Genomic DNA, 25051 nt, shown 5'->3' on the forward strand with positions numbered 1-25051 from the left:
CGCCTAACCGTCATCCCGGCGAAAGCCAGGATGACGGTTAGGGGGTTAAACCCGGCCTTCGGCTCCGCTAAGATGCTCCCATGAAGCCTGTAATCTTCGGCGTATCCGGCCTGTCGCTCACGGCCGAAGAGCGCGATTTTTTCCGTGACGCCGATCCGCTCGGCTACATCCTGTTCAAGCGCAATTGCGAGAGCCGCGACCAGATGCGCGCGCTCACCGAGAGCCTGCGCGAGTTGAGCGGCCGGGCCGATTTGCCGATCCTGATCGACCAGGAAGGCGGCCGGGTCAGCCGGATGGTGCCGCCCGAATGGCCGGCCTTCCCGGCGGGCGAGATGTTCGGCAGGCTCTATGACGTCGCACCCGTCTCGGCGATCGAGGCGGCGCGGGCGAACTATCATGCGCTGGGCATGATGCTCGCCGAAGTGGGCGTCACCGTCGATTGCGCGCCGCTGCTCGACGTCGTCACGCCCGAAGTGACCCAGGCGATCGGCGACCGCGCCTTTGGCGGCGAGCCGATGCGCGTCGCGGCGCTGGGGCAGGCCTGTGTCGAGGGATTGCGCCGGGGCGGCGTGGTCGGCGTGGTCAAGCACATGCCGGGCCATGGCCGCGCGCTGGTCGACAGCCATCTCGAACTGCCGCGCGTGCGCGCCGATGCGGCGGCGCTGGAACAGGACATCGCGCCGTTCCACGCGCTCAGGCATGCGCCGATGGGCATGACCTGCCATGTGGTGTTCGAGGCTTGGGACGCCGAGCGCCCCGCCACGCTCTCGCCCAGGGTCATCAGTGAGATCATTCGCGGCCGCATCGGCTTCGACGGCCTGTTGATGACCGACGACATCGATATGAAGGCGCTCTCCGGAACGCCGGGCGAGAAGGCGGCGCAGGCGCTGGCGGCAGGGTGCGACGTGGTGCTCGATTGCTGGGCGCGCATGGAGGAGATGATCGAAATCTCCGCCTTGCTGCCCGACGCCACGCCCATGTGCATCGAGCGGCTCGACCGCGCGATGGCGACCACCGGCGCGGACGAACCCGAGGCGGACTTCGCGGAACTGATCGCCAGGCGCGACGCGTTGCTGGCGCTCGCCTGATCTCCCTCCCTCCTTCAGGGGAGAGGGAGTAGGAGATGACACCGCCGCTCCGACCTGCTTAATTCCCGCCATGGACGTCGAGACACCCGACACCCTGAAGATCGACATCGACGGCTGGGAGGGGCCGCTCGACCTGCTGCTCGCGCTCGCGCGCAACCAGAAGGTGGACCTGCGGCAGATCTCGATCCTCCAGCTCGTCGAGCAATATCTCGATTTCGTGAACCAGGCGCGCGAACTCAGGCTCGAGCTGGCGGCGGACTATCTCGTGATGGCCGCATGGCTGGCCTATCTGAAGTCGGCGCTGCTGCTCCCGCGCAACCCGGAGGAGACGCCGAGCCCCGAGGAACTGGCGCTCCGCCTGCAGTTGCGCCTCGAGCGGTTGAACGCGATGCGCGATGCCGGTGCCCGGCTGATGGCGCGCGACCGCACCGGGCGCGATAATTTCTTCCGCGGTGCGCCCGAGGGGCTCCGCGTGCTGCGCAAGGCGCGCTGGGAAGCCGAGATCTACGACCTGATCGCCGCCTATGGCCGGATCAGCGCGCGCACCCGGCCGGTGATGCACGTGGTCGCGCACCGCGACGTGATGACGCTGGAGGCGGCGATCGAGCGGGTCTCGGCACTGATCGGCACGCGGATCGAATGGAGCACGCTCCAGTCCTTCCTTCCCGAAGGCGCGACCGGACCCTATGCCAAGTCGGCGCTCGCCTCGTCCTTCGTGGCCGCCCTCGAACTCGCCAAGCAGGGCAGGGTGGAGCTGCGACAGAAATCGGCCTTTGCGCCGCTCTATCTCAAGGCCGCCGGATGACTCCCGAAGATGCAGCTTCGCGCGCGGTGGAGGCCGTGCTGTTCGCTTCCGAGCACCCGATGACCCTGGACGAGATCCGCGCCCATGTCGGCGCGGAGATCGACCTGCGCGGCGCGCTGGCCGCGCTGGAGGCCCTGTATGCGGGGCGCGGGATCGAGCTGGTCCGCCGCGGCGACCGCTGGCATTTTCAGACCGCGGCCGACCTCGCCCATCTGCTGCGCCGCAACCGGGAGGAGAGCCGCAAGCTCAGCCGTGCCGGCATCGAGACGCTGGCGATCATCGCCTATCACGAACCGGTGACTCGCGCCGAGATCGAGGCGATCCGCGGCGTGCAGATATCCAAGGGCACGATCGACGTGCTGATGGAGGCGGGCTGGGTGCGCCCGGCCGGCCGCCGCGAAGTGCCGGGCCGGCCGCTGATGTATGCCACCACCGGCGGTTTCCTCACGCATTTCGGCCTTTCCAGCCGCCGCGACTTGCCGGGGATCGACGATCTCAAGGCCGCCGGCCTGCTCGATCCGGTCGACCTCGCCATGGAGGTGCTGGGCGAAAGCGACGCCGCCGAGGTGCCCGAAAGCGAAACTGTCACAGACGACGAATAGGGCGCTCCCGCGTTGGCCATTGCCGCTGCTGCGCGCGGGGCCTAGATAGAGCTTGAATCAAGGAGATTTGTTATGGGTATGGGCAGCATCTGGCACTGGCTCGTGCTGGGCTTGATCGCGATCCTCCTGCTCGGCGGCGGTCGCTTCTCGAACATGATGGGCGACGTTGCCAAGGGCATCAAGCAGTTCAAGAAGGGCATGTCGGAAGACGAAGAGGACAAGCCGGCGACCCGCATCGAAGGCAAGGCGGCTCCCGAGCCTACCGTGCAGCGCGAGGCCGAGGCCGCGCGTGAAGAGAAGCTCTGAACTTCCGCGCCGCTCCCGGCTCAGGGCGCCGGGAGCCGCTTCTGGCGATTTGATCGATGCTTGATTTCAACGCGCCCGAATTCGTGGTCGTCGCCATCGTGGCGCTGATCGTGATCGGGCCCAAGGATCTGCCCAAGGCGATGCGCTTCGTGGGCAAGTGGTTCGGCAAGGCGCGCGCCGTCGCGCGCCAGTTCCGCTCGGGGTTCGACAGCATGGTCCGCGAGGCGGAGCTTGCCGAACTCGAGAAGCAATGGGCGGAGGAGAATGCGCGCATCATGTCCGAGCATCCGCCGGCGGCGCTTCCCGCGCCCGAGGCGGAGGTCCATCCTGTCGCCGATGACGCAGCGCCCGTGATGGTCGAGCAGCCCGCCATCCTGGGCGAGACGCCGGGCGTATCCGCGCCGGCGCCCAAGCCGAAGCGGGCCCGCAAGCCGGCCGCCGCCGCCGAGCCGGTGGCGGAGCCCGCCGCCAAGCCGGTACCCAAGCCGCGCGCGCGCAAGGCCGCCGCCGCTGCTCCGGTCGAGGCGACGCCCAAGCCGCGCACGCGCAAAAAGGCCGCGCCGCCTGCCGAGGCCGCCGAATGAGGGATATCGACGACACGCAGCAACCTCTGCTCGAGCATCTGATCGAACTGCGCCGCCGCCTGCTCTACTGCGTGGCGGCGCTGCTGGTGACATTCTTCGCCTCCTTCTATTTCTCGAAGGAGATCTACGGCTTCCTCGTCCATCCGCTCGCCGTGGCGGGGCAGGACCAGGTCATCTTCACCCAGATCTTCGGGGCATTCTTCGTCCAGCTCAAGGTCGCTTTCTTCTCGGCGATGATGCTGTCCTTCCCGGTGATCGCGACGCAGCTCTGGCAGTTCGTGGCACCCGGGCTCTATCGGCAGGAGAAGAAGGCGCTGCTGCCCTTCCTGCTGGCGACGCCGGTGCTGTTCATCGCGGGCGCTGCGCTTGCCTATTTCATCGCCATCCCCACGGCGCTGCATTTCCTGCTCGGCTATCAGGGCGAACTCGGCACCAGCGGCGTCAAGCAGGTCGCGATGCCCGATGCCGAGAAATATCTCGACTTCGTGATGCAGTTCCTCTTCGCCTTCGGCATCACGTTCCTGCTGCCCGTGCTGTTGATGCTGCTCGAGCGGGCCGGAATCGTCACCTATGAGCAGCTCAAGAGCGCCTGGCGCTACGCGGTGGTCGCCGCCTTCGCGATTGCCGCGGTGCTGACGCCGCCCGATGTCGGTTCGCAGCTTCTGCTCGCGATCCCGCTGGTCGGCCTCTATTTCCTGTCGCTGGCGGCGATCTGGTTCACGCGCCGCCGTCGCCCGGCCGCGAAGGATGCCGAGGACGAGGCCGTCGAGGCCTGACGCGAAAAACCCCTCCCGTGCGGGAGGGGTTTTCCTTTCCGCCTGGCCTATTTGGCGTCGTCCGCGGTCTTGGCGACCGTGTCGCCGGCCGAGGAAACGTCGCGGCCCATGCCTTCGATCGTGTTGCAGGCCGAAACCAGCATCGCGCCGGCAAGCGCCGCGCAGGCGATGATCTTACGCATCTTCACTCTCCAGAATACCGGACCCCATCGAGGATCGCAGGACCAATGCGCAGATCGGCGCAAACGTTCCGTTCGCGCGGCAAGTGCCTGTACATGCTAGGAAAGATGCCGGGTGCCCCGAAATTTTTAGGCCCGGAAGCGTCACCGGGGGGGGGAGGGTTGACGCTTCCGGGCCCATGTCTTGGATAGCGAGAGCGGGGGGGCAAAAGGTCACTATCCGAGGTGCAGAACGGTCCATGCGGGCCCGGGTTCCACGCCCTTCGATTTTTTTCGAACTTTTTTATCCAGGTTATTGCTCAGGGGCGTCCGGTGATCGCGATCGCGGCTTCATAGGCGCCGCTGAGCGGATCGTGATGCAGCTTGGTCCGCAGCTGCCGGGCGAGGCCGCCGATCACGCGGCCATAGCGATTCTCCACCAGCGTCTCGAGCGCGGGGCTCTCGACCAGGGCGGGCGACGAGACGCGGAGGAGTGCCCTGTGCTCGTCGTCGTCGATCGGCTTGATCGAGATGCGTATCTGGGCGGACGGATTGCAGTTCATCGCCAGCTCGACGATCTCGGTGAGCAGGAAGGCGACGGCGATCGCCACGTCCTGGTTCACCAGCACCGGCGAGACGTCGAGCGTCACGCCCAGGCCCTGGGCACGCTCGGGGGCGGTGGCGCGGATATTGGCGGCGAGCTCGCCGATCACCGAGCGCAGGTCGAGCCCGCGATTCTCTTCCAGCTCCGCATAGTGATGGCGATGGACCACGGCGAGCGCGTCCACCCGGCGCTGGATCGAGGCATAGGCCTCGCTCGCTTCCTCGCTCCTGGCGCTGCGGGCGTGGAAGTTTATCAGGCTGGCGATCACCTGAAGGTTGTTCTTCACCCGGTGATGGACCTCGCGGGTGAGCTTGGTCTGGCGCACCAGCCCCTCGGCCAGGTCGGCCTCGTGTTCCTTCACGGTGCGGCTGATATCGCGGAACGTGTCGCCCAGTTCGCGAATCTCCGCGGCGGGCATCTCGCCGAAGCGCTCGATGTCGATGACTTCGCCCGGCTTGTAGGCGCCGACGCTGGCACGCAGGCGGCGGAGCGGCCGGATCAGCAGGATGTCGACGACGAACCAGCTGATGCCCGCTGCGGCGAGCCACATCAGCACCAGCACCACGGTGTTGATGATCATCGGCGAGGTGATCGGCGTGCCCAGCATCGACATTTCGAGTTCGAGCCCGTCGATGCCCAGATTGCTGGGAATGGTCTCGCGCCGATCGAGCGGCCCCGCGGTCTCCAGCTTGCGCAGCACCAGCCGGTCGCCGCGCTGGATCAGCGCCGCGCCATATTCGGGGACGAAGCCGCTCGGCTGGGCCACTGCGGCGAGCATGGCCTTGGAATAGAATGCAGTCGCGGTGCTGCCGGTCCTGCCGCCGATGCGCAGCGTCATGCCGTCCGCCTCGAGCGTGGTCCGCACCTGGCGGTGCTGGAGCCTGGCCCTGTCTTCCGCACGGAATCGCTGGCCGCAGATGATGCGTCCCTCGCCGTCGGCGATCGAGAAGCGGGCTCCCGCCGTGGTGGCGAAGGTACCCGCCAGGCGGGTGCAGGCCGGAACGTCATGGGGGTTGGCCTCCAGCGCGGCCAGCGCGTCGGCGAGCTGGCTTACGTGGTTGACCAGGATATCGCGCAGCACGCCCGAGCTTTCGCCGGCGGCGGCGCCCAGTCGGGCGCGCGCCTCGGTATCCGCGTTCCGCGTGCTCTGCAGCGTGGTGAACAATGCGATCAATGCCAGCGGCAGCAGGCACAGGATCAGGTAGAGGAAGACCTTGGCGCCGGTGGGCAATTGCACCAGCGCCGCGGCCGGACGAATCCTGGCGCGCGGTTCTTGGTCTGCGATGTCCATGGACTCCGGACTAGTCGAGCTTCTTCAGCAGGTCGAGCAGATCGTCGGGAACGGCTTCGCCCAAGGCCTCGTCATAGGCCTGGCGCAGCGCGACGCCGACATTGCGACCGGGGCGACCGGTTTCCTTTCCGCCATCGGATTTGGGCGGTTTTTTCATTTTCTCATCCGCGGAACGCACCAATTCCCCCCTGCGCCGTAGCGTTACCCACGGCCCGGACTAAAAGCGACCTGTTCCGGATGCAACTTCCGGAATTGAACGAAAGCCACCGGTCGCATGGGGCCGGCGGCTGAGCGGCAACACTACGCAGCATCTGCCATGAAACCAAATAGCGCCTCGTTTGTTCCACAGGCGATGCAATATCCGGGGAGGGGCTTCCTTCGGGTGGCACGAATGAGGATTGCAATAGCTCGGAACGGGGATGAAACAACCCGTTCCGCACTCGTAGGAGAATAGTTCGACCATGTCGCTTGGACAGCAACTCGCGCCGCATCTTCCGTTGCTCCGCCGCTATGCGCGCGCTCACCGGCAGCCAGGCCGAAGGCGATCGCTATGTGCGCGCGGCGCTCGAGGCGATCGTCGCGGCGCCGGACCAGTTTCCCCGCGAAGTCGATCCGCGGCTCGGCCTGTATCGCACTTTCCAGGCGATCTGGCAGTCGACCCATCTCGAGGAAGAGGATGTCGTCGCGGACGCCGCCAACGAGAATGAGGCGATCGCCCGCAAGCGGCTTGCGCGCCTGACGCCGCTGTCGCGCCAGGCGCTGCTGCTCACCACCGTCGAGGGCTTCAGCATCGAGGATGCCGGCTATCTGATCGAAGAGGATGCGGGACAGGTGCAGAAGCTGGTGGGCGAGGCCGTGGCCGAAATCGAGCGCCAGACGCGCACGCGCGTGATGATCATCGAGGACGAGCCGCTCATCGCGATGGACCTGGAGCAGATCGTGCGCGATCTCGGCCATGAGGTGACCGGCGTCGCCGTCACCCGCGACGAGGCGGTGGCGCTGGCGATGGAGGACCGGCCCGGGCTGGTCCTCGCCGACATCCAGCTCGCCGACGACAGTTCGGGCATCGATGCGGTGAAGGACATTCTCGCCGAATTCTCGGTGCCGGTGATCTTCATCACTGCCTTCCCCGAGCGGCTGCTCACCGGCGAACGGCCCGAGCCGACCTTCCTGATCACCAAGCCGTTCCAGCGGGAAACCGTGAAGACGACGATCAGCCAGGCGCTGTTCTTCGATCAGGCGACCGTCCCGGCCTGAGCCATTCGCGAAAAATCCGGCGCGGGTTCCACATGATACGGACCCAAAACGGTTTTCACGGGTTGTAGATGGCATGGCTGAGAATGATGAATCCATCCATCTCGACACCGAGCAGGCCCGCGCCGGCGCTACGCCGCATATGACGCGCTACGTACTGGGCTATGGCCTGGTGCTGGTTATCGTCGCGTTCGCCGTGATCCTTCTCTTCTGACCGCGCACGGCATGAATGTGCTGGCAATCGCGGCCACCAAGCCTATCTCTGGAACAGGCCGCTTCCACGCGGCCCACGCAAAAAAGCGGGATCGAATGAGTCAGTCCGAACAGCCCGAGGACAAGGGAACCGAGGCGCCGCAGGAGCATGTCTCGCTCTCCGACCCCGAGTTCAAGAAACAGCTCGCAATGGTCATCCCGCATCTGCGCGCCTTTGGTCGTTCGCTTTCGGGCAGCCGCGACCTGGCCGACGATCTGGTGCAGGAGACGCTGCTCAAGGCCTGGGCGGCGCGCAAGCGCTTCCAGGCCGGCACCAACATGCGCGCCTGGACCTTCATCATCCTGCGCAACCTCTATCTCAGCCAGATGCGTCGCGCGCGCTTCAAGGGCGAGTGGGACGATCTGGTCGCCGACCGGCTGCTCGCCGCACCGGCGAGCCAGGACCGGCATGTCGAGCTTTCGGACATGCAGCGCGCGCTGCTCCATCTTCCCCAGCCGCAGCGCGAGGCGCTGATCCTGGTGGGGGCCGGCGGCTTCGCCTATGAAGAGGCGGCCGAGATCTGCCAGGTTGCGGTCGGCACGATCAAGAGCCGCGTCGCGCGCGGGCGCGTCGCGCTCGAGCATCTGCTCAGCGAAGGGCAATTGCCTTCGCGGCGCCTCGAGCCGGGCACGGCCGAGGGCAAGACGGCGCTCGACACGATCATGGGCGAGGTCGACGATCTCAGCCGCGATCGCGGCGACCTCTCGGCCAAGTAAGCCGTACGCCACGCAAGAATTCAGGCCGCGCTCCCCCCGGGGGGAGCGCGGCCTTCTTCATGCTCGATGTGCAAGGTTCAGCGGGGCCGGTTGAGCTGGCGGAGCATCGCCGCCATGTCGTCCGGCAGCCCCGCGTCGCGGGCATAGGCGTCGCGCAGCGCCAGGCCGATCGCGTCGCTGGCGCGTGGCGCCTCGACCCGATATGCGGGCTGCCGAGCTTCGTTCGCCGGGGCTGAAGTCGTCTGGTTCATGTTGCTAGAACAATTCAATTCTCGTTTTGTTGCTTGACTTTTTGCAATGCACCGTTTCGCAGGTGGCTGATTCCGTGACTGAAACTTCCCTTCCCGCCGATCTTGCCGACGCCGTCGCGCGGGCGCATGCGCATGCGCCGTTCCTCGACAACCTGCTCACGCGCGAAGCGGCCCTGGTCGCGGATCTCGAAGCCGCCCTTGCGGATCCCCGTGCCGCGGCGCGGGCCGTGGCGGGCGAAATGGGCGAAGGGGCGCGGCTGCGCATCGAGCGCCGCCGGCTTGCGCTCCTCGTCGCCCTGGGCGATCTGTCGGGCCGGTTCGACCTCACCCGGGTCACGCATCTCCTAACCGATTTCGCCGACGAAGCGCTGGATCGTGCCATCCGCACGGCGATCCTCGAACGGACTCCGGATGCCGATCCGCGCGGATTCGCCGCGATCGCGCTCGGCAAGCAGGGCAGCCGCGAACTGAACTATTCGTCGGATATCGATCCCATCCTGCTCTTCGATCCGGAGACATTGCCCTGCCGCCCGCGCGAGGACGTGCAGGAAGCGGCGGTGCGGATCGGCCGCCGCGTGGTCGAGCTGCTCCAGGCGCGCGACGGCGACGGCTATGTGCTGCGCGTCGACCTGCGCCTGCGTCCCTCGCCCGAAGTGACGCCGATCGTGTTGCCGGTCGAGGCGGCGATTTCCTATTATGAGAGCCAGGCACTGCCGTGGGAGCGTGCCGCCTTCATCCGCGCGCGGGCCTGTGCCGGCGACCGTGCGCTCGGCGCCTATTTCCTCGACGCGATCCGTCCCTTCGTTTGGCGCCGCGCGCTCGATTATGGCACGATCCGCGAGATCCGCGACATCAGCCGCCGTATCCGCGATCATTATTCGCAGGCCCAGGCGTTCAGCCCCGGCTACGACCTGAAGCGGGGGCGGGGCGGCATCCGCGAAGTCGAGTTCTTCGCCCAGATCCACCAGCTCATCCATGGCGGCCGCGAACCGTCGCTGCGCGCGCCCGCCACCCGCGACGCGCTCGCCGCGCTGGCCGAGGCGGGGCGGATCGGGCTCGACGAGGCGCAGGACCTCACCCGCGCCTATGTCGCGCTGCGCACGATCGAGCATCGGCTGCAGATGGTCGACGATCGCCAGACGCACCAGCTGCCCGAAAACCCGGATTCGCTCGACAATGTCGCCCGGCTCCACGGCCTGGCGGACGGCGCCGCGCTCACCGATCTGCTCAGGCCGCACGTCACGCGCGTCGGCGCGGTCTACGACAGCCTGGCGGGCGAGGAGGAGCAGCGGCTGCCGAGCGAGAGCGCGCCGCTCGAGGCGAAGCTCGGCGCGGCCGGGTTCGAGCGGCCGGACGGTGCCGCGCGGATCGTCCAGGGCTGGCGTGCGGGCACCTATCCGGCGCTGCGCACGCCCGCTGCCCGGGAGGCGCTGGAATCGGTGCTGCCCGGCCTGATCGACGCATTTTCCCGCGCGCCCGACACGGTGCACGCGATCACCCGCTTCGACGCGATGCTCTCGCGCCTGCCCAGCGCGATCAACTTCTTCCGCCTGCTCGAAGCCCAGCCGGGCCTCGCCCAGCTGCTCGGCGCGATCCTGGCGCTGGCGCCCACCCTTGCCGAGCAGCTGGGACGGCGCGCCGAGCTGCTCGACGGGCTCATCGACGCGACCGCGCTGGCGCCGGTTCCCGATATCGAGACGCTCGCGGCCGGCATGCGCCGCTGGGAGCCGGGCTCGGACTATCAGTTCCAGCTCGAGTTCGTCCGGCGCTTCGTCAACGAGAAGCGCTTCGCGCTCGGCGCGCAGATCGTCGCGGGGGCAGGCGATCCGCTGGAAGTCTCCACCGGCTATGCCCGCGTCGCCGAGGCGGCGATCGAGACATTGGCCACCGCGACGGTGGCCGAATTCTCGCGCAACCATGGCGTGGTGCCCGACAGCGAGCTGGTGATCCTTGCGCTCGGCCGGATGGGTGGGCAGGCGCTCACCCATGCCTCTGACCTCGACCTCGTCTATCTCTTCACCGGGGATTATGCGGCGGAGAGCGATGGTGCCAAGCCGCTCGGTGCGGTGATGTATTACAACCGGCTCGGCCAGCGCGTCACCGCGGCGCTCTCGGTGCCGACGCCCGCGGGTCCGCTCTACGAAGTCGACACGCGGCTGCGCCCCTCGGGCGCGCAGGGCCCGCTGGTCGTGTCGCTCGACGGTTTCGAGAAATATCAGCGCCAGGATGCCTGGACCTGGGAACACATGGCGCTCACCCGCGCCCGCCCGGTCTTCGGTTCGCCCGCCGCGCGGGCCAGGGTCCAGGCGATCATCGATGCGGTGCTCCGGGGGGAGCGGCCGGATCGCGACATTCGGGCCGAGGCCGTCAGGATGCGTGCGGACATGGCGGCGCACAAGCCGCCCAAGGGGCCGCTCGACGCCAAGCTGCTCGATGGCGGGCTGGTCGACCTGGAGTTCGCGGTGCATGTGACGCAGCTCGTTCACCATGCCGGCTTCGAGCCGCAGCTGGGGCTCGCGATCGACGCACTGGCGGGGCAGGGGCTGCTGCCCCCCGCCATGCGCCCGGCGCATGATTTCCTCACTCGGCTGCTGGTCACCATGCGGCTCGTCGCGCCCGATGCGCAGCCGCCGGGTTGCGCCACCCAGGCGCTGATCGCCCGCGCACTCGGGCTCGGCGGCTGGGACGAGGTGGTTGCGCAGCTCGACCGGACCCGGCAGGAGGTCCGCGAATGCTGGGCGGCGGTGCGCGGCCCGGCCTGAGGAGAAGAAGATGGCTATCGAGGAAGGCGACAAGATCCCCGCGGTCGATCTCGACGGGACCGAGGGAGAAGCGATCGCGCTCGCGGACAAGGTGGGGAAGCCCTTCGTCCTCTATTTCTATCCGAAGGACGATACGTCGGGTTGCACGCGCGAGGCGCAGGATTTCTCGGCGCTGCTGCCCGAGTTCGCGGCGCTGGGCGCCGAGGTGCTGGGCGTCTCCAAGGATCCGCCGATCAAGCACCAGAAGTTCATCAACAAATACGACCTCACCGTGCCGCTCGCGACCGATACCGAGGGCAAGGCGATGGAAGCGTTCGGCGTCTGGGTGGAGAAGCAGCTCTACGGCAAGCGCTATATGGGCATCGATCGCTCGACTTTCCTGTTCGACGACCAGGGCAGGCTGTTCCGCGCCTGGCGGCGGGTGCGCGTGCCCGGCCATGCGGTGGACGTGCTCGAATCGATCAAGGAAATGCAGGCGCGGTGAGAAGCGTTGCGGAGGCCTGTCGCGCGGTGCTCGCCGCCGCGGCGCCGGCCGACAAGGTGAAGGCCGCCCGCGCCGCCGCGCGCGACTGGCGGCTGGGGCGGCTGGCCTTCGCCTTCGACGTGACGATGCCCGATCGGCCCGCACGCCCCGACAAGCCGGAACTGCTGCCGCCCAATCGCATGCCCAAGCGCGGCAAGGGCGGCTCCGAACGCGGCCGCATCGCGCTGATCCATGCGCTCGCCCATATCGAATTCGCCGCGATCGACCTGGCCTTCGATGCGGCCGGGCGTTTCGGCGGGCAGTTCCCGCGCGGTTTCACCGACGACTGGATGCAGGTCGGCGCCGACGAAGCGATGCATTTCGCCCTGCTCGACCGGCGGCTGCGGAAGCTGGGCAGCCAGTATGGCGCGCTGCCCGCGCATGACGGATTGTGGGACGCGGCGGCCGAGACCGCGCATGATCCGCTCGCCCGGCTGGCGGTGGTGCCGATGGTGCTGGAGGCGCGCGGGCTCGACGTGACGCCGGCCACGATCGAACGATTTCTGGCGGCGGATGATGCGGTTACGGCGCGCATCCTCACACGTATTCTGAACGACGAGGTGCGGCACGTCCGCGCGGGAACCCGGTGGTTCGAATCAGCGTGCCGCGAACAAGGTTTCGTCCCCGAAACGGCCTGGCAGGCGCTGGTGACGCGCCATTTCCGCGGCTTGCTTAAGCCTCCGTTCAACGACTCGGCGCGCGACTCAGCCGGTTTGTCCCGCGATTATTACCAACCTCTTGCCGTGGACTGATTCCTCGGGCCACAAGCCACCGTCCAGAGGCGGAGGGGCTGCTTCCTGCGACAGGTGACAATTCGAAGTACGGCGGCCGGGTCGCGTTTCGGTGCTGACTTCCATGAAACTGCCGGGGAATCATGGCCAAGGCGTCGAACATCAAAACCACTACCGCGGCTCAGCGGTTCCGTGCTTTTTTCACTACCCGCGATTTTATTTTCCATGACGGCCGCGACCTGAAGCGTTTCAGCATCGCTGGCCGCACCCAGGCGCTGCTCGCCGGCGTCGCCACCGTCACCGTGCTGTTCTCGGCCTATGGCGTGGCCCAGGCCGCCGTGGGCGCGATCGCGATCAGCGGCGTGACCGGCACCCCTGCTTCGCCGGAAGCCCAGGTCGCCCGGATGCGCGAGCAGGTCGAGAAGATGCAGGCCGACGTCACTGCCGCCAAGGAGGCCGCGCGTCTCCAGGCCGCGCGCGTCGAGCAGCACCAGGCACTGATCAGCGCGACGCTCACCGGCAAGGGCGATCGCAAGGTGATCGAGCAGCCGCTACCGGGCGCTTCGCAGCGCACCAGCGCCGTCGCCAATGAAGTCCTCGCCCCGCTCAAGCGCGTGGAAGCGCGCCAGATCGCGCTGGCCGGCAAGGCGCGCGCCGCGGGCGAGGCCCGTTACCAGCAGACCGCGAGCGAGCTTCGCCGCCTCGGCCTTTCGCCCGAGCGCTATGTGAAGGTGCCGGCGATGGGCGGCCCCTATGAGCCGATCGACAACGACAATGCGAGCGGCAGCGATGCCTCGGCCGAAGCCGCCGATGCCCAGTTCCGCGCGCTGTTCGTCACCTGGAAGAAGCTCGACATGCTCGAGCAGACGGTGATTTCGATCCCGTCGATGCAGCCGGTCGACAAGCTCACCTTCACGTCGAATTATGGGGTCCGTTCGGATCCGTTCCGTGGCACCGCCGCGATGCATGCCGGCGTGGACATTCCCGGCGCGCTCGGCACGCCGATCTATGCGACGGCCGACGGCGTCATCAGCCATGCCGGGCGGCAGGGCGGCTATGGCAACCTCGTCCAGATCAACCATGGCCGCGGCATCGAGACCCGCTACGGCCATCTCTCGAAGATCCTCGTCGCCGACAATACCCGCGTGAAGCGCGGCCAGCTGATCGGCCTGATGGGCTCGACCGGCCGCTCGACCGGCAGCCACCTCCATTATGAAGTGCGCGTCGACGGCAAGGCAGTGAACCCGATCCCCTTCCTGCAGACCGGCGAGTATCTCGCTTCGGTGCAGGACCGCGTGGCCGGCGGTGTCGGCGGCCCGGCGACGAACAAGTAATAGCGCGTTCCAGAGTCAGGAGAGGAGAGGGCCGCCCGCGAAGGCGGCCCCTTTCTTTTGGACGTCAGGCGCCGATCCATCCCTGCGCCGTGCTGTCCTGGATCAGGGCGGCGAGGGTCTGGGAGGTTTTCTCCAGCTCGGTGACGATTTCGGCGAGCGTCGGGGTGCCGGAACGCACATAGGGTGTGAATGTCCCGCGCTGGAAGGGGCCGGAGGGCGCGCCCCAACCGTTCCGACGCGTCGAGAGGAGCTGGTTCCCCGAGGCATCGAAATAGACGGCCATGTGGATATGGCCCGAACAATCGATATAGCCGGCCTCGCCGCCGGTCGCGTCGACGATCTTCAGCGCGCGCGCGGCGCTCGAATTGGTGCTGCGCAGCGTCAGTACCGACTTGCCCGGGTCCGGCGCCGTCGAGCGCGTCAGCACCTGGCCTTCGGCTGTGGTGTAGCAATTGCGTCCGCCCAGGTCGGAGATATTGGCTTGGCCCAGGCCGAAGCCCGCGCCGAGGATCCAGCAATCCCGCGAGTTCGCCGTGAACTGGATCTGATAGGCTGCCTGCCCTCCGGGATTCTCCACGCGCGGTTGGATCAGCATGTTGCTCTCGCCGTTGATCGTCGCAGCGACGACGCCGCCGGCGGGGCTCGCATTGTCCTCGAAGGAAGGCTTGAGGAAGACGTTGTTGTTCAAGGCAAAGGCTTCGCTTTCGCCATTGTCGACAAGCAGGTTGGTCGTCGAGACCGCCGGATATTGGGAATTGTGATTATAGGCGCCGCAGATGAAGTTGTTTTCATTGCAATAGCCGCCTCCGGATTGGCTGAGGCGGTGGTTGGTCCGGTTATCCGCGAGGGATTCGAACGTCACGACGTTATAGGCGAAGCCGTGCCCCATACCGATGCAGTGCAGGCCGATGCTGAAGCCGAGGACGCTGGTGACCTGAAGATTGGAATGCACCAGATTCACCAGCCGCACTCCGGTGCTCCCGCCATTCGATCCCGGCGCTCCCGAGGTATCGGGCGAGGGGGTGGCGCGATAGACCTTTACACCGCTTACGGACAGGTTGGACCGGTTCCCGGTCTCGCTGCCGATGACCACCGCCGGCTTGGCGGTGGCGGTGGAGGCGATTCTCCCCAGCCAGGTCAGGGTCGCGCCGTCGGGTAGGTCGAACTCGATCGTGTTGTCGCCCGTGAAATGCCTGCCGGGGTCGAGGATGAAATGGGGCGTGGTCAGGGTCTTGGCATGATCGATGGCTGCCCGCAGCGGGACGGAGACATCGTCGGCGGGGGTGGTGCCGGTGCCGGCAAGGCATGCCGCCTGTTGTGCTCCGGTATAGAAGTCGAACGCGCGAACGATCATAGACTGCTCCTCTGGCGAACGGGATCATGCTGCGGAATGCAGCCAGTTCGATCTACGCCATTTGCGCGCTGACTGGCTGGCACATCTGTCGTGAACACCGCGGCAACCGAGACGAAAGCGAAACGAAAATGGATCTTCCCGCCGCCTGCCCCGAGATCCCGGTCGCCGATCTCGCGGCTGCGCTGGACTGGTACCGCACGCGCCTGGGCTTCACGATCGACTGGTCGGACGCGGCGCTCGGCCTTGCCGGCGTGTCGCGGGGGGCGAGCCGGATGTTCCTGAGCAACGCCGCCTATCGTGCGCATCTCGGCAACGCTCCGCCCCTGGTCCTTTGGCTCAATCTAAGCGGCCGTGCGGAAGTCGATGCGCTCCATGCCGAATGGTCGGGGCAGGGTGTCGGCATCGATGGTCCGCCCCGGGCCGAGCCCTGGAAGCTCTATGAGTTCTTCGCCGCGGATCCGGACGGCAACCGCTTCCGCGTCTTCTACGATTTCGCCTGGGAAGAGCGTTAGCCAAATACGCCGCACGCGCCTGTCCGTCGGCATGCCTGGCGCATTGCCTCGCGGCGCCCGGGCCACTATCTCCACGCCATGGCTACGCTGACCCAGCCCGAAATCGGCCTGACCCCCTCCGCCGCCGCCCGCGTCGCGGCGATCGCGGCCAGGCAGGGCAAGCCCGCGATCCTGCGCCTGTCGGTGGAGGGCGGGGGCTGTTCGGGTTTCCAGTATAAATTCGGCTTCGCGGATAGGGTGGAAGACGGCGATGAAGTTGCCGAGCTGGACGGCGTCCGGCTGGTGGTCGATTCGATCAGCCTCGATCTGGTGCGCGGCGCGAATGTCGATTTCGTCGACAATCTCGGCGGTGCGCACTTCACCGTGCAGAATCCCAACGCGGCTTCGGGCTGCGGTTGCGGCACCAGCTTCTCGGTCTGAGCGGAAGGCCCCCTTTGCCCAAGATCGTCACCTACAATGTCAACGGCATCAAGGCGCGCATGGAGCGCCTGCTCGAATATCTTGCCGAGCAGCAGCCGGACGTGGTCTGCCTCCAGGAGCTGAAGGGCGCCGACGAGACGCTGCCGGTCGGGGAGATCGAAGCGGCGGGCTATGGTGCCGTCTGGCACGGCCAGAAGGGATTCAACGGCGTCGCGATACTGGCCAGGGGCCAGCAACCCGTCGAGCGCCAGCGTGGGCTGGCGGGCGATCCGGAGGACGCGCACAGCCGCTATATCGAGGCCGAGATCGGCGACCTGGTCGTCGCGTCCATCTATCTGCCCAATGGCAATCCGCAGCCCGGCCCCAAATTCGACTATAAGCTGAAATGGATGGAGCGCCTCGCCGATCGTGCGCGGGCCTTGCTCGCCGAGGAGCGGCCGGTGGTGCTGGCCGGTGACTACAACGTCATCCCCAATGACGATGACACCTTCTCGGTTCGCGCAATGGCGACCGATGCGCTCATGCAGCCTGAAAGCCGCGAGCGCTATCGCACGCTGCTGGCGCAGGGCTGGACCGATTCGTTGCGTACCCGCTTTCCCGGCGGCGGCATCTGGACCTTCTGGGACTATCAGGCGGGAGCCTGGCAGCGCGACGCGGGCTTCCGCATCGACCATCTGCTGTTGAGCCCGATCGCGGCAGACCGGTTCCTGGGGGCCGGCGTCGACAAGGAATATCGCGGCCGCGAGAAGGCCAGCGATCACGCACCCACCTGGGTGAGCCTCCGCTAAGGTCACGACTCGATCAGCAAACCGCGTCATCCCCGTGAAAGCGGGGACGCATCTCGTGCGTCCTCCGCACCCATGCCGGTTAAGCTGGCGGCAAATCCGGGAGATGGGTCCCCGCTTTCGCGGGGATGACGAAGGAAATCGATACGGCGAATAAAATCAAAGCCCGTATCGAGCACGGATCCTGGACTGGCCGTTTCCGGACAAGCGCGGTGTCCGCTTCCGGACGCGCATCCCGGGCAAATCCCAAAATCTGGCGTGTATTGCTGTGTTATGGCACGTAATCACGCTGTCACAAACAGCTAAGTCATTGAACTTACGTAACTCTAAAACTTGGCACGCCGATTGCGAAGCGTGGGGCACAGGCGGGAAGGAGCGCCTGTCATGTCTGCAAGTAGAGGAGTTGAGGATATGAACAGCAAGCCCATCCAGTCCGCTTTCCTGGCGATTGCCGCCACCGTCACGCTGGTCGCCGGCGCCGTATCGCCGGCGCTCGCCCGCACCAATGATCCGGCCAAGGAGGCCAAGAAGGCCGACGACCAGTCGGACAAGGGCGCGCAGAAGCGCTACTGCGTCCAGGGGACGTCGACCGGCACGCTGATGCCCAAGCGCGAATGCCATACCCGCGCCGAGTGGATCGCCCGTACCGGCGTCGATCCGGTCAAGGAAGTCCAGAAGAACTGAGCGGATCGTTCCGCGCCCTTCGCGGCGGACGGGCCGGCGCGTCGACCGCGCAGCGCCCTCCGCCGGCGAACCCCCATCACCGAGGAATCCAGTCATGACCCGCAAGTCCATCTTCTCCGCCGCCGCCGTCCTGCTGGCGGGCGCCACCTTCGCGGCTGGCGCCGTATCCCCCGCCGCCGCTGCCGCAAACGATCCCCCCAAGCTGAAGCAGGAACAAGAGCAGTCGCCGGCGCAGGCGGCCAAGGCCGACACCCGGAAATATTGCATGAACACCGAAACGACCGGCTCGCGGATCCTCAAGCGCGATTGCCGCACCCGCGGCGAGTGGCTCGATCTGGGCGTCGATCCGATTGAGGCGATGAAGCGACGTTGAGGCCCCGGAGGATGTCCGCGGCGGATTCAGTGCAACCTTGCCGCCGCGGTGCGGCCTCCCTTGGCCGGCTCCAGCCGGCACCGGCCCGCTCCCCCGTACCCTCGGGAGCGGGCCGGCTTGCCGTCGGCGGCCGCCCTCAGAGCGGCTTCTGGTAGATCGCGTATTCGCGGTTCACCCAGGAATCGATCGCGTCGGCGATCGCGTTCATGCCCTGGTTGTCGTCGAGGATCCAGCCGATCTCGCCGCGGGTCGCGCCATAGTTCGCCACCGCCGCGCGGCGGATATACTCGATCATCATGAAGGCCAGCTGGCTCGCCATGCGCGAGCTCTGCAGCCGCTTGACCACGCCCATCAGCGGCACGCGGGCGGTGCGCGCCTTGGGGCGCTGGAGCCATAGCAGCAGCTTCGCCCAGCCGAACGGGAATAGCGAGCCCCTGAGCGGCTTCAGCGGCTCGTTGAGATCGGGCAGGGTGACCATGAAGGCCACCGGCTCGCCGTCATATTCGGCGATGCGGATCAAGTCGTTGAACACCAGCGGCTTCAGCTTCTTGCCGACATCGTCGATCTCGGGCTGGGTCAGCGGCACGAAGCCCCAATTGTCCGACCAGGCATCGTTGAGGATGGCGAGGATGATCTCGGCCTCCTCGTCGAATTTCGACTTGTCGACCATGCGCACATTGATGCGCTCGTTCTTCTCGCCCGCCGCGACGATGCGTTGGACGATCGGCGGAAACTGCTTGGTGACGTCGAGCTCATAGGTGAGCAGCTTCTTGGCTTCCTTGTAGCCGGCCGCCTCGATCCAGCCCTGATATTTCGCCGGGTGGTGGCCCATCAGCACCGTGGGGGAATGGTCATGGCCCTTCACCAGCAGGCCCGGCTCCTCCCAGATCGACAGGCTGACCGGGCCGAGCGCGCGCGTCATGCCTTTGCCGCGCAGCCAGTCCTCGGCGGCGTTGATCAGCGCCTTGGCGGCATTCTGGTCCTCGGCCTCGAACATGCCCCAGAAGCCGGTGCCGGGGCCGAAACCCTGCTCGGGCGGCATCTCGAGCGCCAGGAAGTCGATGTGCGCGGAGATGCGGCCCACCGGCTCGCCGTCGCGCTCGGCCAGGAACAGCTGCGCCTCGGCATGGCTGAACCAGCCGTTCTTCTTCGGGTTGATCGTCCCGGCCACTTCGTCGCGCAGCGGCGCCACCCAGTTCGGATCGTCGCCGTTCAGGCGATAGGCGATCTCGATGAACTGCTTGATGTCGCGCTTGGACGAAACGGGACGGATGCTGAGGGGGCCGCTGGGCAAGGGAAAAGCCCTTCTGTTGGTTTGATTCAGCGCAATGCAGTCCTTCGCCACGGAGCCAGTGTCAAGCGCGGCAATTGCGGCGGGCGGGGCATGACCCAACCGCTGGAATGCCACCATAAAGCCACTATCTGAGGCCAATGGCGGACATCATGACGAAATCGCTTGCCCTCAAGGTTCACGACGACGCGCCGGCGGCGGCGCCGGCCAGTGCGCGTATCAAGCTTTCCGGCGTGCCCGACGATCGCGCGATGCTGCGCGCCGCGGCCGAGCTCACGCGCGACCTGCATGCGCCCAATCCGCGCATCTACTGGACCGACATGCTGCTCTCCGCGGGCATCGGCTATGCCGCGCTCGCCGCGACCATTTTCGCCCCGTCGGCGCTGCTGGCGGTGCTCGCCGGCGCGGTGGCGGTGCTCGCCCTTTATCGCGCCAGCCTGTTCATCCACGAGCTCACCCATGTGAAGCACGCGCTGCTTCCCAATTTCCGGCTCGGCTGGAACCTGCTGGTCGGCATCCCGATCCTGGTGCCCAGCTTCACCTACGAGGGTGTGCACAACCTTCACCATGCCCGCACCCGCTACGGCACGGTCGAGGATCCCGAATATCTGCCGCTCGCCTTGATGAAGCCCTGGACGCTGCCGGTGTTCCTGCTCGCCGCGGTGCTGATGCCGGTCGCGATGCTGGTCCGCTTCGCCGTGCTGGCGCCGCTCTCGGCGGTGTTTCCGAAGCTGCGCCGCGTCGTCGTCGCCAAATATTCGGGCCTCAAGATCAACCCGGCCTTCGAGCGCCGCGCGCCCGAGGGCGAGCTCAGGACCCAGTGGTTCTGGCAGGAGCTGGGCGCCAGCGTCTTCTCGATCGCGCTGCTCGCCCTGCTCGCGACGGGCGTGATCCCGCTGCGTGACTTCGGCATCTATCTCGCGGTGATCGCGGGCGTGGCGGTGATCAACCAGGTTCGCACGCTGGTGGCGCATCTCTGGGAGAATGACGGCGAGCCGCTCACCGTGACGGCCCAGTATCTGGACAGCGTCAACGTGCCGACGCCGGGCTTCTTCGCCTATCTCTGGGCGCCGATCGGCCTGCGCTACCACGCGCTGCATCACTTGCTGCCGAGCCTGCCCTATCACGCGCTGAACGAGGCGCATCGCCGCCTGTCGGATGCGCTCGAGGAAGCCTCGGCCTATCACAAGGCCAATTACCCCACGCTGCGCGGGCTGATGCACCGCCTGGCCGCCAGCACCATGGGCGCCCGCTGAACCAGCGGAAGGGCTGAAACGGAAAAGGCCGGGCAGCGATGCCCGGCCTTTTTGTTTCCCGGCGCATGGAGCCCCTCAGATCGGCGACCATTCGATGGCTTCCTCGCCTTCGTCGTCCTCCGCCACCTTGCCATGGTCGGTGCCGATCTCTTCGAGCAGCTTGTCCAGCGCCCAGTCGACGCCGACGCCGCTCGCGCCCGAGATCGGGATCACCGGCCCCCCGCTTGCTTCTTCCAGCTCGGCGGAGAGCGCGGCGATCAGCTCGTCGTCGAGCGTGTCGATCTTGTTGAGCGCCACCACCACCGGCTTGTCGGCCAGCCCAGCGCCATAGGCCTCCAGCTCGCCCCGGACCACGCGATAGCTCTCGGCCACGTCGGGATCATTGGCGTCGATCAGGTGGAGCAGCACGCGGCAGCGCTCGATATGGCCCAGGAAGCGGTCGCCGATGCCGGCGCCTTCCGCTGCGCCTTCGATCAGGCCGGGGATGTCGGCGACGACGAACTCGCGCTCCTTGTGCCGCACCACGCCCAGCTGCGGGCGCGTGGTGGTGAAGGCATAGGCGCCCACCTTGGCCTGGGCGTTGGTCACCTGGTTGATGAAGGTGGACTTGCCGGCATTGGGCAGCCCGACCAGCCCCGCATCGGCGAGGAGCTTGAGGCGCAGCCACACCCAGGCCTCCTCGTTCGGCCAGCCGGTGCCGTGCTGGCGCGGCGCGCGGTTGGTCGAGGTCTTGTAGCTGGCATTGCCGCGCCCGCCATCGCCGCCGCGCAGGAAGACGACTTGCTGGCCCTTTTCGGTCAAGTCGAGCAGCAGCGTGCGCTCCTCGTCGTCGGCGAGCACCTGGGTGCCGATCGGCACCTTGATCACCAGATCCTCGCCGCCCGCGCCCGTGCGGTTCGAGCCGGAACCGCCCTGGCCGCGCGGCGCCCGGAAATGCTGCGTGTAGCGGAAGTCGATGAGCGTGTTGAGGCCGGCGACGGCTTCGAAGATGATGTCGCCGCCCTTGCCGCCATTGCCGCCATCGGGGCCGCCATATTCGATGAACTTCTCGCGCCGGAAGCTCACGGCGCCCGGGCCGCCCGAACCGGAGCGGACGAAGATCTTTGCCTGATCGAGGAAATGCATCGCTGCGCCATAGGCGAGTGTCGCAAATCCGTCACCCCATGGTGAGGGACTATTTACGGCGATGCGGGACAAGTGCCCCGGCAACACTGGGGGCACGGGGCAATGATTCGCACGGCGTTGATCGGATGCGCGCTGCTGGGCGGCGGCGGCTATTATATGGTGTCGACCCAGAACGATGCGATCGTGCGGACGGTGAATGCCACTCCGCACGACACCTGGCGCAGCTTCGATCTGACGCTCAACGGCGCGAAGGACGGCTGGGTCGGCTATGGTCCGGAGAGTGCCACGCCCGGCAAGGGGATAAGCTGGCCCAAGGTGACCAGCATCGACTCGAAGGAGATCGACTATCGCGTGAGCCAGGGCGGCGCGGAGGCCATCCATCTGAAGCTGCGCTTCGCGCCGCTGGAGGACGGCCGCAAGACCCGGCTATCGGTCGACGCCGATTTCAAGGGCAGGGCCGCGCTGGCCCAATATGACCCGCGGATCCGCAGCGCGTTCGAGCGCCTGATCGACGAATTCATCGTCCGGATCGAGAAGGGCAAGGTAATCGGTTCGGCCGAGCGGCTTCTCGATTTCGAGCGCGAGATGCGGGCCAGCCCGGGCTATGCGGAGGCGCAGCGCCATAACGAACAGGCGCGCCAGCACCGGGCGCAGGCGGCCGCCGCGATGCCGATGGTCGACCCCGACCGGGAGCGCCTGGACCCGAAGGGTGCCGATGTGACGCCACGGAATGCCGGCCGGCAGTATTGACGCGTAACTTTCCTGCTGGCGCTGTCCGGAACCCGGAGTATAGGCTCTTGGTTCATTGAGGCGGCGCCGGACGCGCCGGCGAGAAGAAACCAAGGCAACCGTCGCGCGCAGATGAACTCGATCGATCGGTACATGGCGCGGCTGATCGCGGTGCCCCTGATCTCGACATTGCTCATATCGGCGATGCTGCTGGTGCTCGACCGCATGCTGCGCCTGTTCGAGTTCGTCGCGACCGAGGGGGGGCCGGTCAGCGTCGTCTGGCGGATGCTCGCCAATCTGCTTCCCGAATATCTGGGCCTCGGCATTCCGATCGGGTTGATGCTGGGCTGCCTGCTCGCCTTTCGCCGGCTCGCCACCTCGTCCGAGCTCGACGTGCTGCGCGCGGTGGGGATGAGCTACACGCGCCTGCTCAAGGTGCCCTTCATGTTCGCGATCGCACTGGCGGCGTTGAACCTCGCCATCGTCGGCTTCATCCAGCCCTGGTCGCGCTACAATTACGAGCAGCTGCGCTTCGAGCTGCGCTCGGGGGCGCTCGGGGCTTCGATCAAGGTGGGCGAATTCACCAGCTTCGGCGCGAAGATGACGATGCGCATCGAGGAGAGCAAGGACGAGGGCCGCAAGCTTTCGGGCATCTTCGTCCAGATGATGACCAAGGACGGCACCCCGGTGGCGGTCACCGCGCAGAGCGGCCAGTTCCTGCGCTCGGACGATCCGGACGTGATCATCTTCCGCCTGCAGAACGGCACGCTCGTCCATCACGACAGGAACTCGCCGGAGCCGCGGGTGCTGACGTTCACCACGCACAACCTGCCGATCCCGCTGCCCAAATATGAGCAGTTCCGGAACCGCGGCGGCAAGAATATCGAGCGGACCCTGCCCGAGCTCGCGGTGATCGGCCGCAATCCGCAGGCGAGCGACGAGGATCGCGAGGGCAGCCGCTCGGCCTTCCACTTCCGCCTCGCGGAAGTCGCGTCGATGTTCCTGCTGCCGTTCCTCGCCGTCGCGCTGGGCGTGCCGCCCAAGCGGTCCACCTCGGCGCTGGGCGTGTTCCTGTCGATCGTGATGATCGTGACCTATCACAAGGTCAACGAATATGGGCAATCGATCGGCGAGCTCGGCCGGGTCGATCCGCTGATCGCGCTCTGGGGCCCGTTCATGCTGTTCGCGGGGCTGGTGATCTGGATGTATTATCAGATCGCCTATGTGCCGGGCGGCCAGCCGATCGGCGGGCTCGAAAAGGCCTTCTCCAAGATGATCAAGGCGATCACGCGCCGCCTGCCGGGCCGTCGCCGCCGGCTTCGCCGAGAGGAAGAGGCGACGGCATGACCTGGGCCAATTTCTTCCCGTCGCGGACCATGTCGCTCTACATGGCGCGCATGTTCCTGACGCGCACCTTCGCCATTCTCGGCGCGCTGGTGCTCATCCTCCAGTCGCTCGACCTGCTGACGGAAAGCGGCGCGATCCTGGCATATGCCGGCAATGGCGATGCGGAGATCTGGCGCTATGTCAGCCTGCGCGTGCCGCAGATCGCCTCGACCTTCCTGCCTTATTCGGTGCTGCTCGGCTCGATCCTGACGCTCTCGCAGCTCAACCAGAACAGCGAAGTGATCGCGATGAAGGCCTCGGGCCTGTCGGCGCACCAGGTGCTCGCGCCGTTGCTGCTCACGGGGATCGCCGTGGCGGCCATCTCCTTCACCTTCAACGATCGCATCGTGTCGCGGGCCACCGCGACGCTCGAGCAGTGGAAGAAGGTGTCCTATGCGCCGCTGCCCATCGATCGCGGCGATCGCGCCAATGTGTGGGTGAAGGGCGACAACAACCTGATCCAGGTGCAGCAGGTCCGCGGGCGCGGGGATGCGGCGCAGCTCTACGGTGTCACGGTCTATGAGCGGCAGAACCGCTCGCTGGTCAGCATCCTCACCGCGCCGCACGCGGTGCGCGCCGGCGATGGCTGGCGCGTCGACAATGCCGAGCGCTTCATCGTCGCCACCGGCCAGAAGACCAAGGTCGGCAGCATCGTGATCGGCCGCACTATCCGGCCGGACCAGTTCACGCTCGCGCATGTCGATGCCGATTCCATGGCTTTCGGCGCGCTCTACCAGGCGATCGGCGACCTGAAGGTGGCGGGCCGCCAGACCGAGGCGCTCGAAGGCGCGCTGTGGCACAAGCTGGCGGGGCCGCTCTCGGCGATCCTGATGCCGTTGCTGGGCGCGGTCTCGGCCTTCGGCATCGCGCGTTCGGGCAAGCTGTTCGTCCGCGCGGTGATCGGCATGGCGCTCGGCTTCCTCTATTTCGTCGCCGACAATTTCGCGCTCGCGATGGGCAATCTCGGCGCCTATCCGCCGTTCCTCGCCGCCTGGGCGCCGTTCCTGCTGTTCCTGATGATCGGCGAGGCGGTGCTGCTCAGGACCGAGGAATAGCGGCGTAACGGCGCACCCAAGCGTTCCTGTCTGGCTAGGCACG

28 protein-coding genes and 1 pseudogene are annotated in these 25051 nt (G+C 66.9%); 22 read left to right on the forward strand and 7 right to left on the reverse strand.

Features of this window, described 5'->3' with window-relative positions; genetic code table 11:
• Positions 1–80 precede the first annotated feature (80 nt).
• From nagZ to tatC, 6 genes are all read left to right on the forward strand, one after another.
• Positions 81–1088 (forward strand): beta-N-acetylhexosaminidase, encoded by a 1008-nt coding sequence (gene nagZ, locus CAP40_RS15220; RefSeq protein ID WP_086130380.1) that lies wholly within the window; start codon positions 81–83, stop codon positions 1086–1088.
• 70 nt (positions 1089–1158) lie between these two features.
• Positions 1159–1893 carry a ScpA family protein gene (locus CAP40_RS15225; RefSeq protein ID WP_086130381.1) on the forward strand — a complete coding sequence of 245 codons (735 nt, stop codon included), beginning with the start codon at positions 1159–1161 and terminating at the stop codon, positions 1891–1893.
• A complete protein-coding gene (gene scpB / locus CAP40_RS15230; RefSeq protein WP_086130382.1) occupies positions 1890–2495 on the forward strand; it encodes an SMC-Scp complex subunit ScpB in 606 nt (201 codons plus the stop codon). Before CAP40_RS15225 ends, scpB begins: the two co-directional genes overlap by 4 nt.
• Positions 2496–2567: 72 nt before the next feature.
• Positions 2568–2801: a twin-arginine translocase TatA/TatE family subunit gene (locus CAP40_RS15235; protein ID WP_086130383.1), complete on the forward strand. Its 234-nt coding sequence runs from the start codon at positions 2568–2570 to the stop codon at positions 2799–2801.
• Between the two features lie 56 nt (positions 2802–2857).
• The gene (tatB, locus tag CAP40_RS15240) at positions 2858–3385 is read left to right on the forward strand and encodes a Sec-independent protein translocase protein TatB (protein WP_086130384.1); all 528 of its coding nucleotides are present in this window, start codon (positions 2858–2860) and stop codon (positions 3383–3385) included.
• Entirely contained in the window at positions 3382–4161 is a 780-nt protein-coding gene (tatC, locus tag CAP40_RS15245; protein WP_086130385.1) for a twin-arginine translocase subunit TatC, read from the forward strand. The genes tatB and tatC overlap by 4 nt, the downstream gene beginning before the upstream one ends.
• A gap of 47 nt (positions 4162–4208) precedes the next feature.
• Here the strand turns inward: tatC and CAP40_RS15250 are convergent, their stop codons facing one another.
• The 3 genes from CAP40_RS15250 to CAP40_RS20500 form a co-directional block, all read right to left on the reverse strand.
• A complete protein-coding gene (locus CAP40_RS15250) occupies positions 4209–4343 on the reverse strand; it encodes an entericidin A/B family lipoprotein (RefSeq protein ID WP_086130386.1) in 135 nt (44 codons plus the stop codon).
• Between the two features lie 296 nt (positions 4344–4639).
• A complete protein-coding gene (locus tag CAP40_RS15255; protein ID WP_086130387.1) occupies positions 4640–6214 on the reverse strand; it encodes a sensor histidine kinase in 1575 nt (524 codons plus the stop codon).
• Positions 6215–6224: 10 nt separating this feature from the next.
• A complete protein-coding gene (locus CAP40_RS20500; protein ID WP_167300909.1) occupies positions 6225–6371 on the reverse strand; it encodes a NepR family anti-sigma factor in 147 nt (48 codons plus the stop codon).
• 304 nt (positions 6372–6675) lie between these two features.
• On the opposite strand from CAP40_RS20500, the pseudogene CAP40_RS15260 reads away from it, so the two are divergent.
• From CAP40_RS15260 to CAP40_RS15265, 3 genes and pseudogenes are all read left to right on the forward strand, one after another.
• Positions 6676–7471 (forward strand): annotated as a pseudogene (locus CAP40_RS15260) (response regulator).
• A gap of 73 nt (positions 7472–7544) precedes the next feature.
• Positions 7545–7682, forward strand: a complete 138-nt coding sequence (locus CAP40_RS20505) for a hypothetical protein (RefSeq protein WP_167300653.1) — start codon at positions 7545–7547, stop codon at positions 7680–7682.
• 95 nt (positions 7683–7777) lie between these two features.
• Positions 7778–8437, forward strand: a complete 660-nt coding sequence (locus CAP40_RS15265; protein WP_086130388.1) for a sigma-70 family RNA polymerase sigma factor — start codon at positions 7778–7780, stop codon at positions 8435–8437.
• A 77-nt stretch (positions 8438–8514) separates the two neighbouring features.
• On the opposite strand, the gene CAP40_RS20510 is transcribed toward CAP40_RS15265, so the two are convergent.
• Positions 8515–8688, reverse strand: a complete 174-nt coding sequence (locus tag CAP40_RS20510; RefSeq protein WP_179188230.1) for a hypothetical protein — start codon at positions 8686–8688, stop codon at positions 8515–8517.
• A gap of 74 nt (positions 8689–8762) precedes the next feature.
• On the opposite strand from CAP40_RS20510, the gene CAP40_RS15270 reads away from it, so the two are divergent.
• The 4 genes from CAP40_RS15270 to CAP40_RS15285 all read left to right on the forward strand — a co-directional run bounded on the left by CAP40_RS15270 (position 8763) and on the right by CAP40_RS15285 (position 14038).
• Positions 8763–11450: a bifunctional [glutamine synthetase] adenylyltransferase/[glutamine synthetase]-adenylyl-L-tyrosine phosphorylase gene (locus CAP40_RS15270; RefSeq protein ID WP_086130389.1), complete on the forward strand. Its 2688-nt coding sequence runs from the start codon at positions 8763–8765 to the stop codon at positions 11448–11450.
• A gap of 10 nt (positions 11451–11460) precedes the next feature.
• Positions 11461–11934: a peroxiredoxin gene (locus CAP40_RS15275; RefSeq protein ID WP_086130390.1), complete on the forward strand. Its 474-nt coding sequence runs from the start codon at positions 11461–11463 to the stop codon at positions 11932–11934.
• Complete coding sequence (locus CAP40_RS15280) at positions 11931–12725, forward strand: ferritin-like domain-containing protein (protein WP_086130391.1); 795 nt, start codon at positions 11931–11933, stop codon at positions 12723–12725. Before CAP40_RS15275 ends, CAP40_RS15280 begins: the two co-directional genes overlap by 4 nt.
• A gap of 122 nt (positions 12726–12847) precedes the next feature.
• Entirely contained in the window at positions 12848–14038 is a 1191-nt protein-coding gene (locus CAP40_RS15285) for a M23 family metallopeptidase (protein WP_086130392.1), read from the forward strand.
• A gap of 64 nt (positions 14039–14102) precedes the next feature.
• Here CAP40_RS15285 and CAP40_RS15290 read toward each other — a convergent pair whose 3' ends face one another.
• The gene (locus CAP40_RS15290) at positions 14103–15392 is read right to left on the reverse strand and encodes a hypothetical protein (RefSeq protein WP_086130393.1); all 1290 of its coding nucleotides are present in this window, start codon (positions 15390–15392) and stop codon (positions 14103–14105) included.
• Positions 15393–15520: 128 nt separating this feature from the next.
• Between CAP40_RS15290 and CAP40_RS15295 the strand changes: the two genes are divergently transcribed.
• From CAP40_RS15295 to CAP40_RS15315, 5 genes are all read left to right on the forward strand, one after another.
• Positions 15521–15904: a VOC family protein gene (locus CAP40_RS15295; protein WP_086130394.1), complete on the forward strand. Its 384-nt coding sequence runs from the start codon at positions 15521–15523 to the stop codon at positions 15902–15904.
• A 78-nt stretch (positions 15905–15982) separates the two neighbouring features.
• Positions 15983–16324 carry an iron-sulfur cluster insertion protein ErpA gene (gene erpA / locus CAP40_RS15300; protein WP_086130395.1) on the forward strand — a complete coding sequence of 114 codons (342 nt, stop codon included), beginning with the start codon at positions 15983–15985 and terminating at the stop codon, positions 16322–16324.
• 14 nt (positions 16325–16338) lie between these two features.
• Positions 16339–17112, forward strand: coding sequence for an exodeoxyribonuclease III (xth, locus tag CAP40_RS15305; RefSeq protein WP_256924249.1), 774 nt, complete (start codon positions 16339–16341; stop codon positions 17110–17112).
• 408 nt (positions 17113–17520) lie between these two features.
• The gene (locus CAP40_RS15310) at positions 17521–17793 is read left to right on the forward strand and encodes a hypothetical protein (RefSeq protein WP_086130396.1); all 273 of its coding nucleotides are present in this window, start codon (positions 17521–17523) and stop codon (positions 17791–17793) included.
• Positions 17794–17887: 94 nt separating this feature from the next.
• Complete coding sequence (locus CAP40_RS15315; RefSeq protein ID WP_086130397.1) at positions 17888–18166, forward strand: hypothetical protein; 279 nt, start codon at positions 17888–17890, stop codon at positions 18164–18166.
• Positions 18167–18302: 136 nt separating this feature from the next.
• Here the strand turns inward: CAP40_RS15315 and CAP40_RS15320 are convergent, their stop codons facing one another.
• Complete coding sequence (locus CAP40_RS15320) at positions 18303–19460, reverse strand: GNAT family N-acetyltransferase (RefSeq protein WP_086130398.1); 1158 nt, start codon at positions 19458–19460, stop codon at positions 18303–18305.
• 149 nt (positions 19461–19609) lie between these two features.
• Between CAP40_RS15320 and CAP40_RS15325 the strand changes: the two genes are divergently transcribed.
• Positions 19610–20713: a fatty acid desaturase gene (locus CAP40_RS15325; protein ID WP_086130457.1), complete on the forward strand. Its 1104-nt coding sequence runs from the start codon at positions 19610–19612 to the stop codon at positions 20711–20713.
• 75 nt (positions 20714–20788) lie between these two features.
• Here the strand turns inward: CAP40_RS15325 and obgE are convergent, their stop codons facing one another.
• Positions 20789–21838 (reverse strand): GTPase ObgE, encoded by a 1050-nt coding sequence (gene obgE, locus CAP40_RS15330; protein ID WP_086130399.1) that lies wholly within the window; start codon positions 21836–21838, stop codon positions 20789–20791.
• A gap of 102 nt (positions 21839–21940) precedes the next feature.
• On the opposite strand from obgE, the gene CAP40_RS15335 reads away from it, so the two are divergent.
• The 3 genes from CAP40_RS15335 to lptG all read left to right on the forward strand — a co-directional run bounded on the left by CAP40_RS15335 (position 21941) and on the right by lptG (position 25008).
• Positions 21941–22588 carry a hypothetical protein gene (locus CAP40_RS15335; RefSeq protein WP_144034385.1) on the forward strand — a complete coding sequence of 216 codons (648 nt, stop codon included), beginning with the start codon at positions 21941–21943 and terminating at the stop codon, positions 22586–22588.
• A gap of 111 nt (positions 22589–22699) precedes the next feature.
• The gene (gene lptF / locus CAP40_RS15340; RefSeq protein ID WP_179188234.1) at positions 22700–23914 is read left to right on the forward strand and encodes an LPS export ABC transporter permease LptF; all 1215 of its coding nucleotides are present in this window, start codon (positions 22700–22702) and stop codon (positions 23912–23914) included.
• Positions 23911–25008: an LPS export ABC transporter permease LptG gene (gene lptG, locus CAP40_RS15345; RefSeq protein ID WP_086130401.1), complete on the forward strand. Its 1098-nt coding sequence runs from the start codon at positions 23911–23913 to the stop codon at positions 25006–25008. The genes lptF and lptG overlap by 4 nt, the downstream gene beginning before the upstream one ends.
• Positions 25009–25051: the final 43 nt, after the last annotated feature.

Origin of the sequence: Sphingomonas sp. IBVSS2 (assembly GCF_002127225.1) — a bacterium.
In the GTDB taxonomy this organism is placed as follows: Bacteria; Pseudomonadota; Alphaproteobacteria; order Sphingomonadales; family Sphingomonadaceae; genus Sphingomonas.

Bases quoted from the DNA above. Each gene is read 5' to 3' on its own strand.
- lptG (WP_086130401.1), top strand. From the start codon at position 23,911: ATGACCTGGGCCAATTTCTTCCCGTCGCGGACCATGTCGCTCTACATG.
- CAP40_RS15235 (WP_086130383.1), top strand. From the start codon at position 2,568: ATGGGTATGGGCAGCATCTGGCACTGGCTCGTGCTGGGCTTGATCGCG.
- CAP40_RS15225 (WP_086130381.1), top strand. From the start codon at position 1,159: ATGGACGTCGAGACACCCGACACCCTGAAGATCGACATCGACGGCTGG.
- obgE (WP_086130399.1), bottom strand. From the start codon at position 21,838: ATGCATTTCCTCGATCAGGCAAAGATCTTCGTCCGCTCCGGTTCGGGC.
- CAP40_RS20510 (WP_179188230.1), bottom strand. From the start codon at position 8,688: ATGAACCAGACGACTTCAGCCCCGGCGAACGAAGCTCGGCAGCCCGCA.
- CAP40_RS15290 (WP_086130393.1), bottom strand. From the start codon at position 15,392: ATGATCGTTCGCGCGTTCGACTTCTATACCGGAGCACAACAGGCGGCA.
- CAP40_RS15275 (WP_086130390.1), top strand. From the start codon at position 11,461: ATGGCTATCGAGGAAGGCGACAAGATCCCCGCGGTCGATCTCGACGGG.
- lptF (WP_179188234.1), top strand. From the start codon at position 22,700: ATGAACTCGATCGATCGGTACATGGCGCGGCTGATCGCGGTGCCCCTG.
- CAP40_RS15325 (WP_086130457.1), top strand. From the start codon at position 19,610: ATGACGAAATCGCTTGCCCTCAAGGTTCACGACGACGCGCCGGCGGCG.
- CAP40_RS20500 (WP_167300909.1), bottom strand. From the start codon at position 6,371: ATGAAAAAACCGCCCAAATCCGATGGCGGAAAGGAAACCGGTCGCCCC.
- tatB (WP_086130384.1), top strand. From the start codon at position 2,858: ATGCTTGATTTCAACGCGCCCGAATTCGTGGTCGTCGCCATCGTGGCG.
- CAP40_RS15265 (WP_086130388.1), top strand. From the start codon at position 7,778: ATGAGTCAGTCCGAACAGCCCGAGGACAAGGGAACCGAGGCGCCGCAG.
- CAP40_RS15310 (WP_086130396.1), top strand. From the start codon at position 17,521: ATGAACAGCAAGCCCATCCAGTCCGCTTTCCTGGCGATTGCCGCCACC.
- erpA (WP_086130395.1), top strand. From the start codon at position 15,983: ATGGCTACGCTGACCCAGCCCGAAATCGGCCTGACCCCCTCCGCCGCC.
- CAP40_RS15315 (WP_086130397.1), top strand. From the start codon at position 17,888: ATGACCCGCAAGTCCATCTTCTCCGCCGCCGCCGTCCTGCTGGCGGGC.
- scpB (WP_086130382.1), top strand. From the start codon at position 1,890: ATGACTCCCGAAGATGCAGCTTCGCGCGCGGTGGAGGCCGTGCTGTTC.
- nagZ (WP_086130380.1), top strand. From the start codon at position 81: ATGAAGCCTGTAATCTTCGGCGTATCCGGCCTGTCGCTCACGGCCGAA.
- CAP40_RS15295 (WP_086130394.1), top strand. From the start codon at position 15,521: ATGGATCTTCCCGCCGCCTGCCCCGAGATCCCGGTCGCCGATCTCGCG.
- CAP40_RS20505 (WP_167300653.1), top strand. From the start codon at position 7,545: ATGGCTGAGAATGATGAATCCATCCATCTCGACACCGAGCAGGCCCGC.
- CAP40_RS15255 (WP_086130387.1), bottom strand. From the start codon at position 6,214: ATGGACATCGCAGACCAAGAACCGCGCGCCAGGATTCGTCCGGCCGCG.
- CAP40_RS15335 (WP_144034385.1), top strand. From the start codon at position 21,941: ATGATTCGCACGGCGTTGATCGGATGCGCGCTGCTGGGCGGCGGCGGC.
- CAP40_RS15250 (WP_086130386.1), bottom strand. From the start codon at position 4,343: ATGCGTAAGATCATCGCCTGCGCGGCGCTTGCCGGCGCGATGCTGGTT.
- tatC (WP_086130385.1), top strand. From the start codon at position 3,382: ATGAGGGATATCGACGACACGCAGCAACCTCTGCTCGAGCATCTGATC.
- CAP40_RS15285 (WP_086130392.1), top strand. From the start codon at position 12,848: ATGGCCAAGGCGTCGAACATCAAAACCACTACCGCGGCTCAGCGGTTC.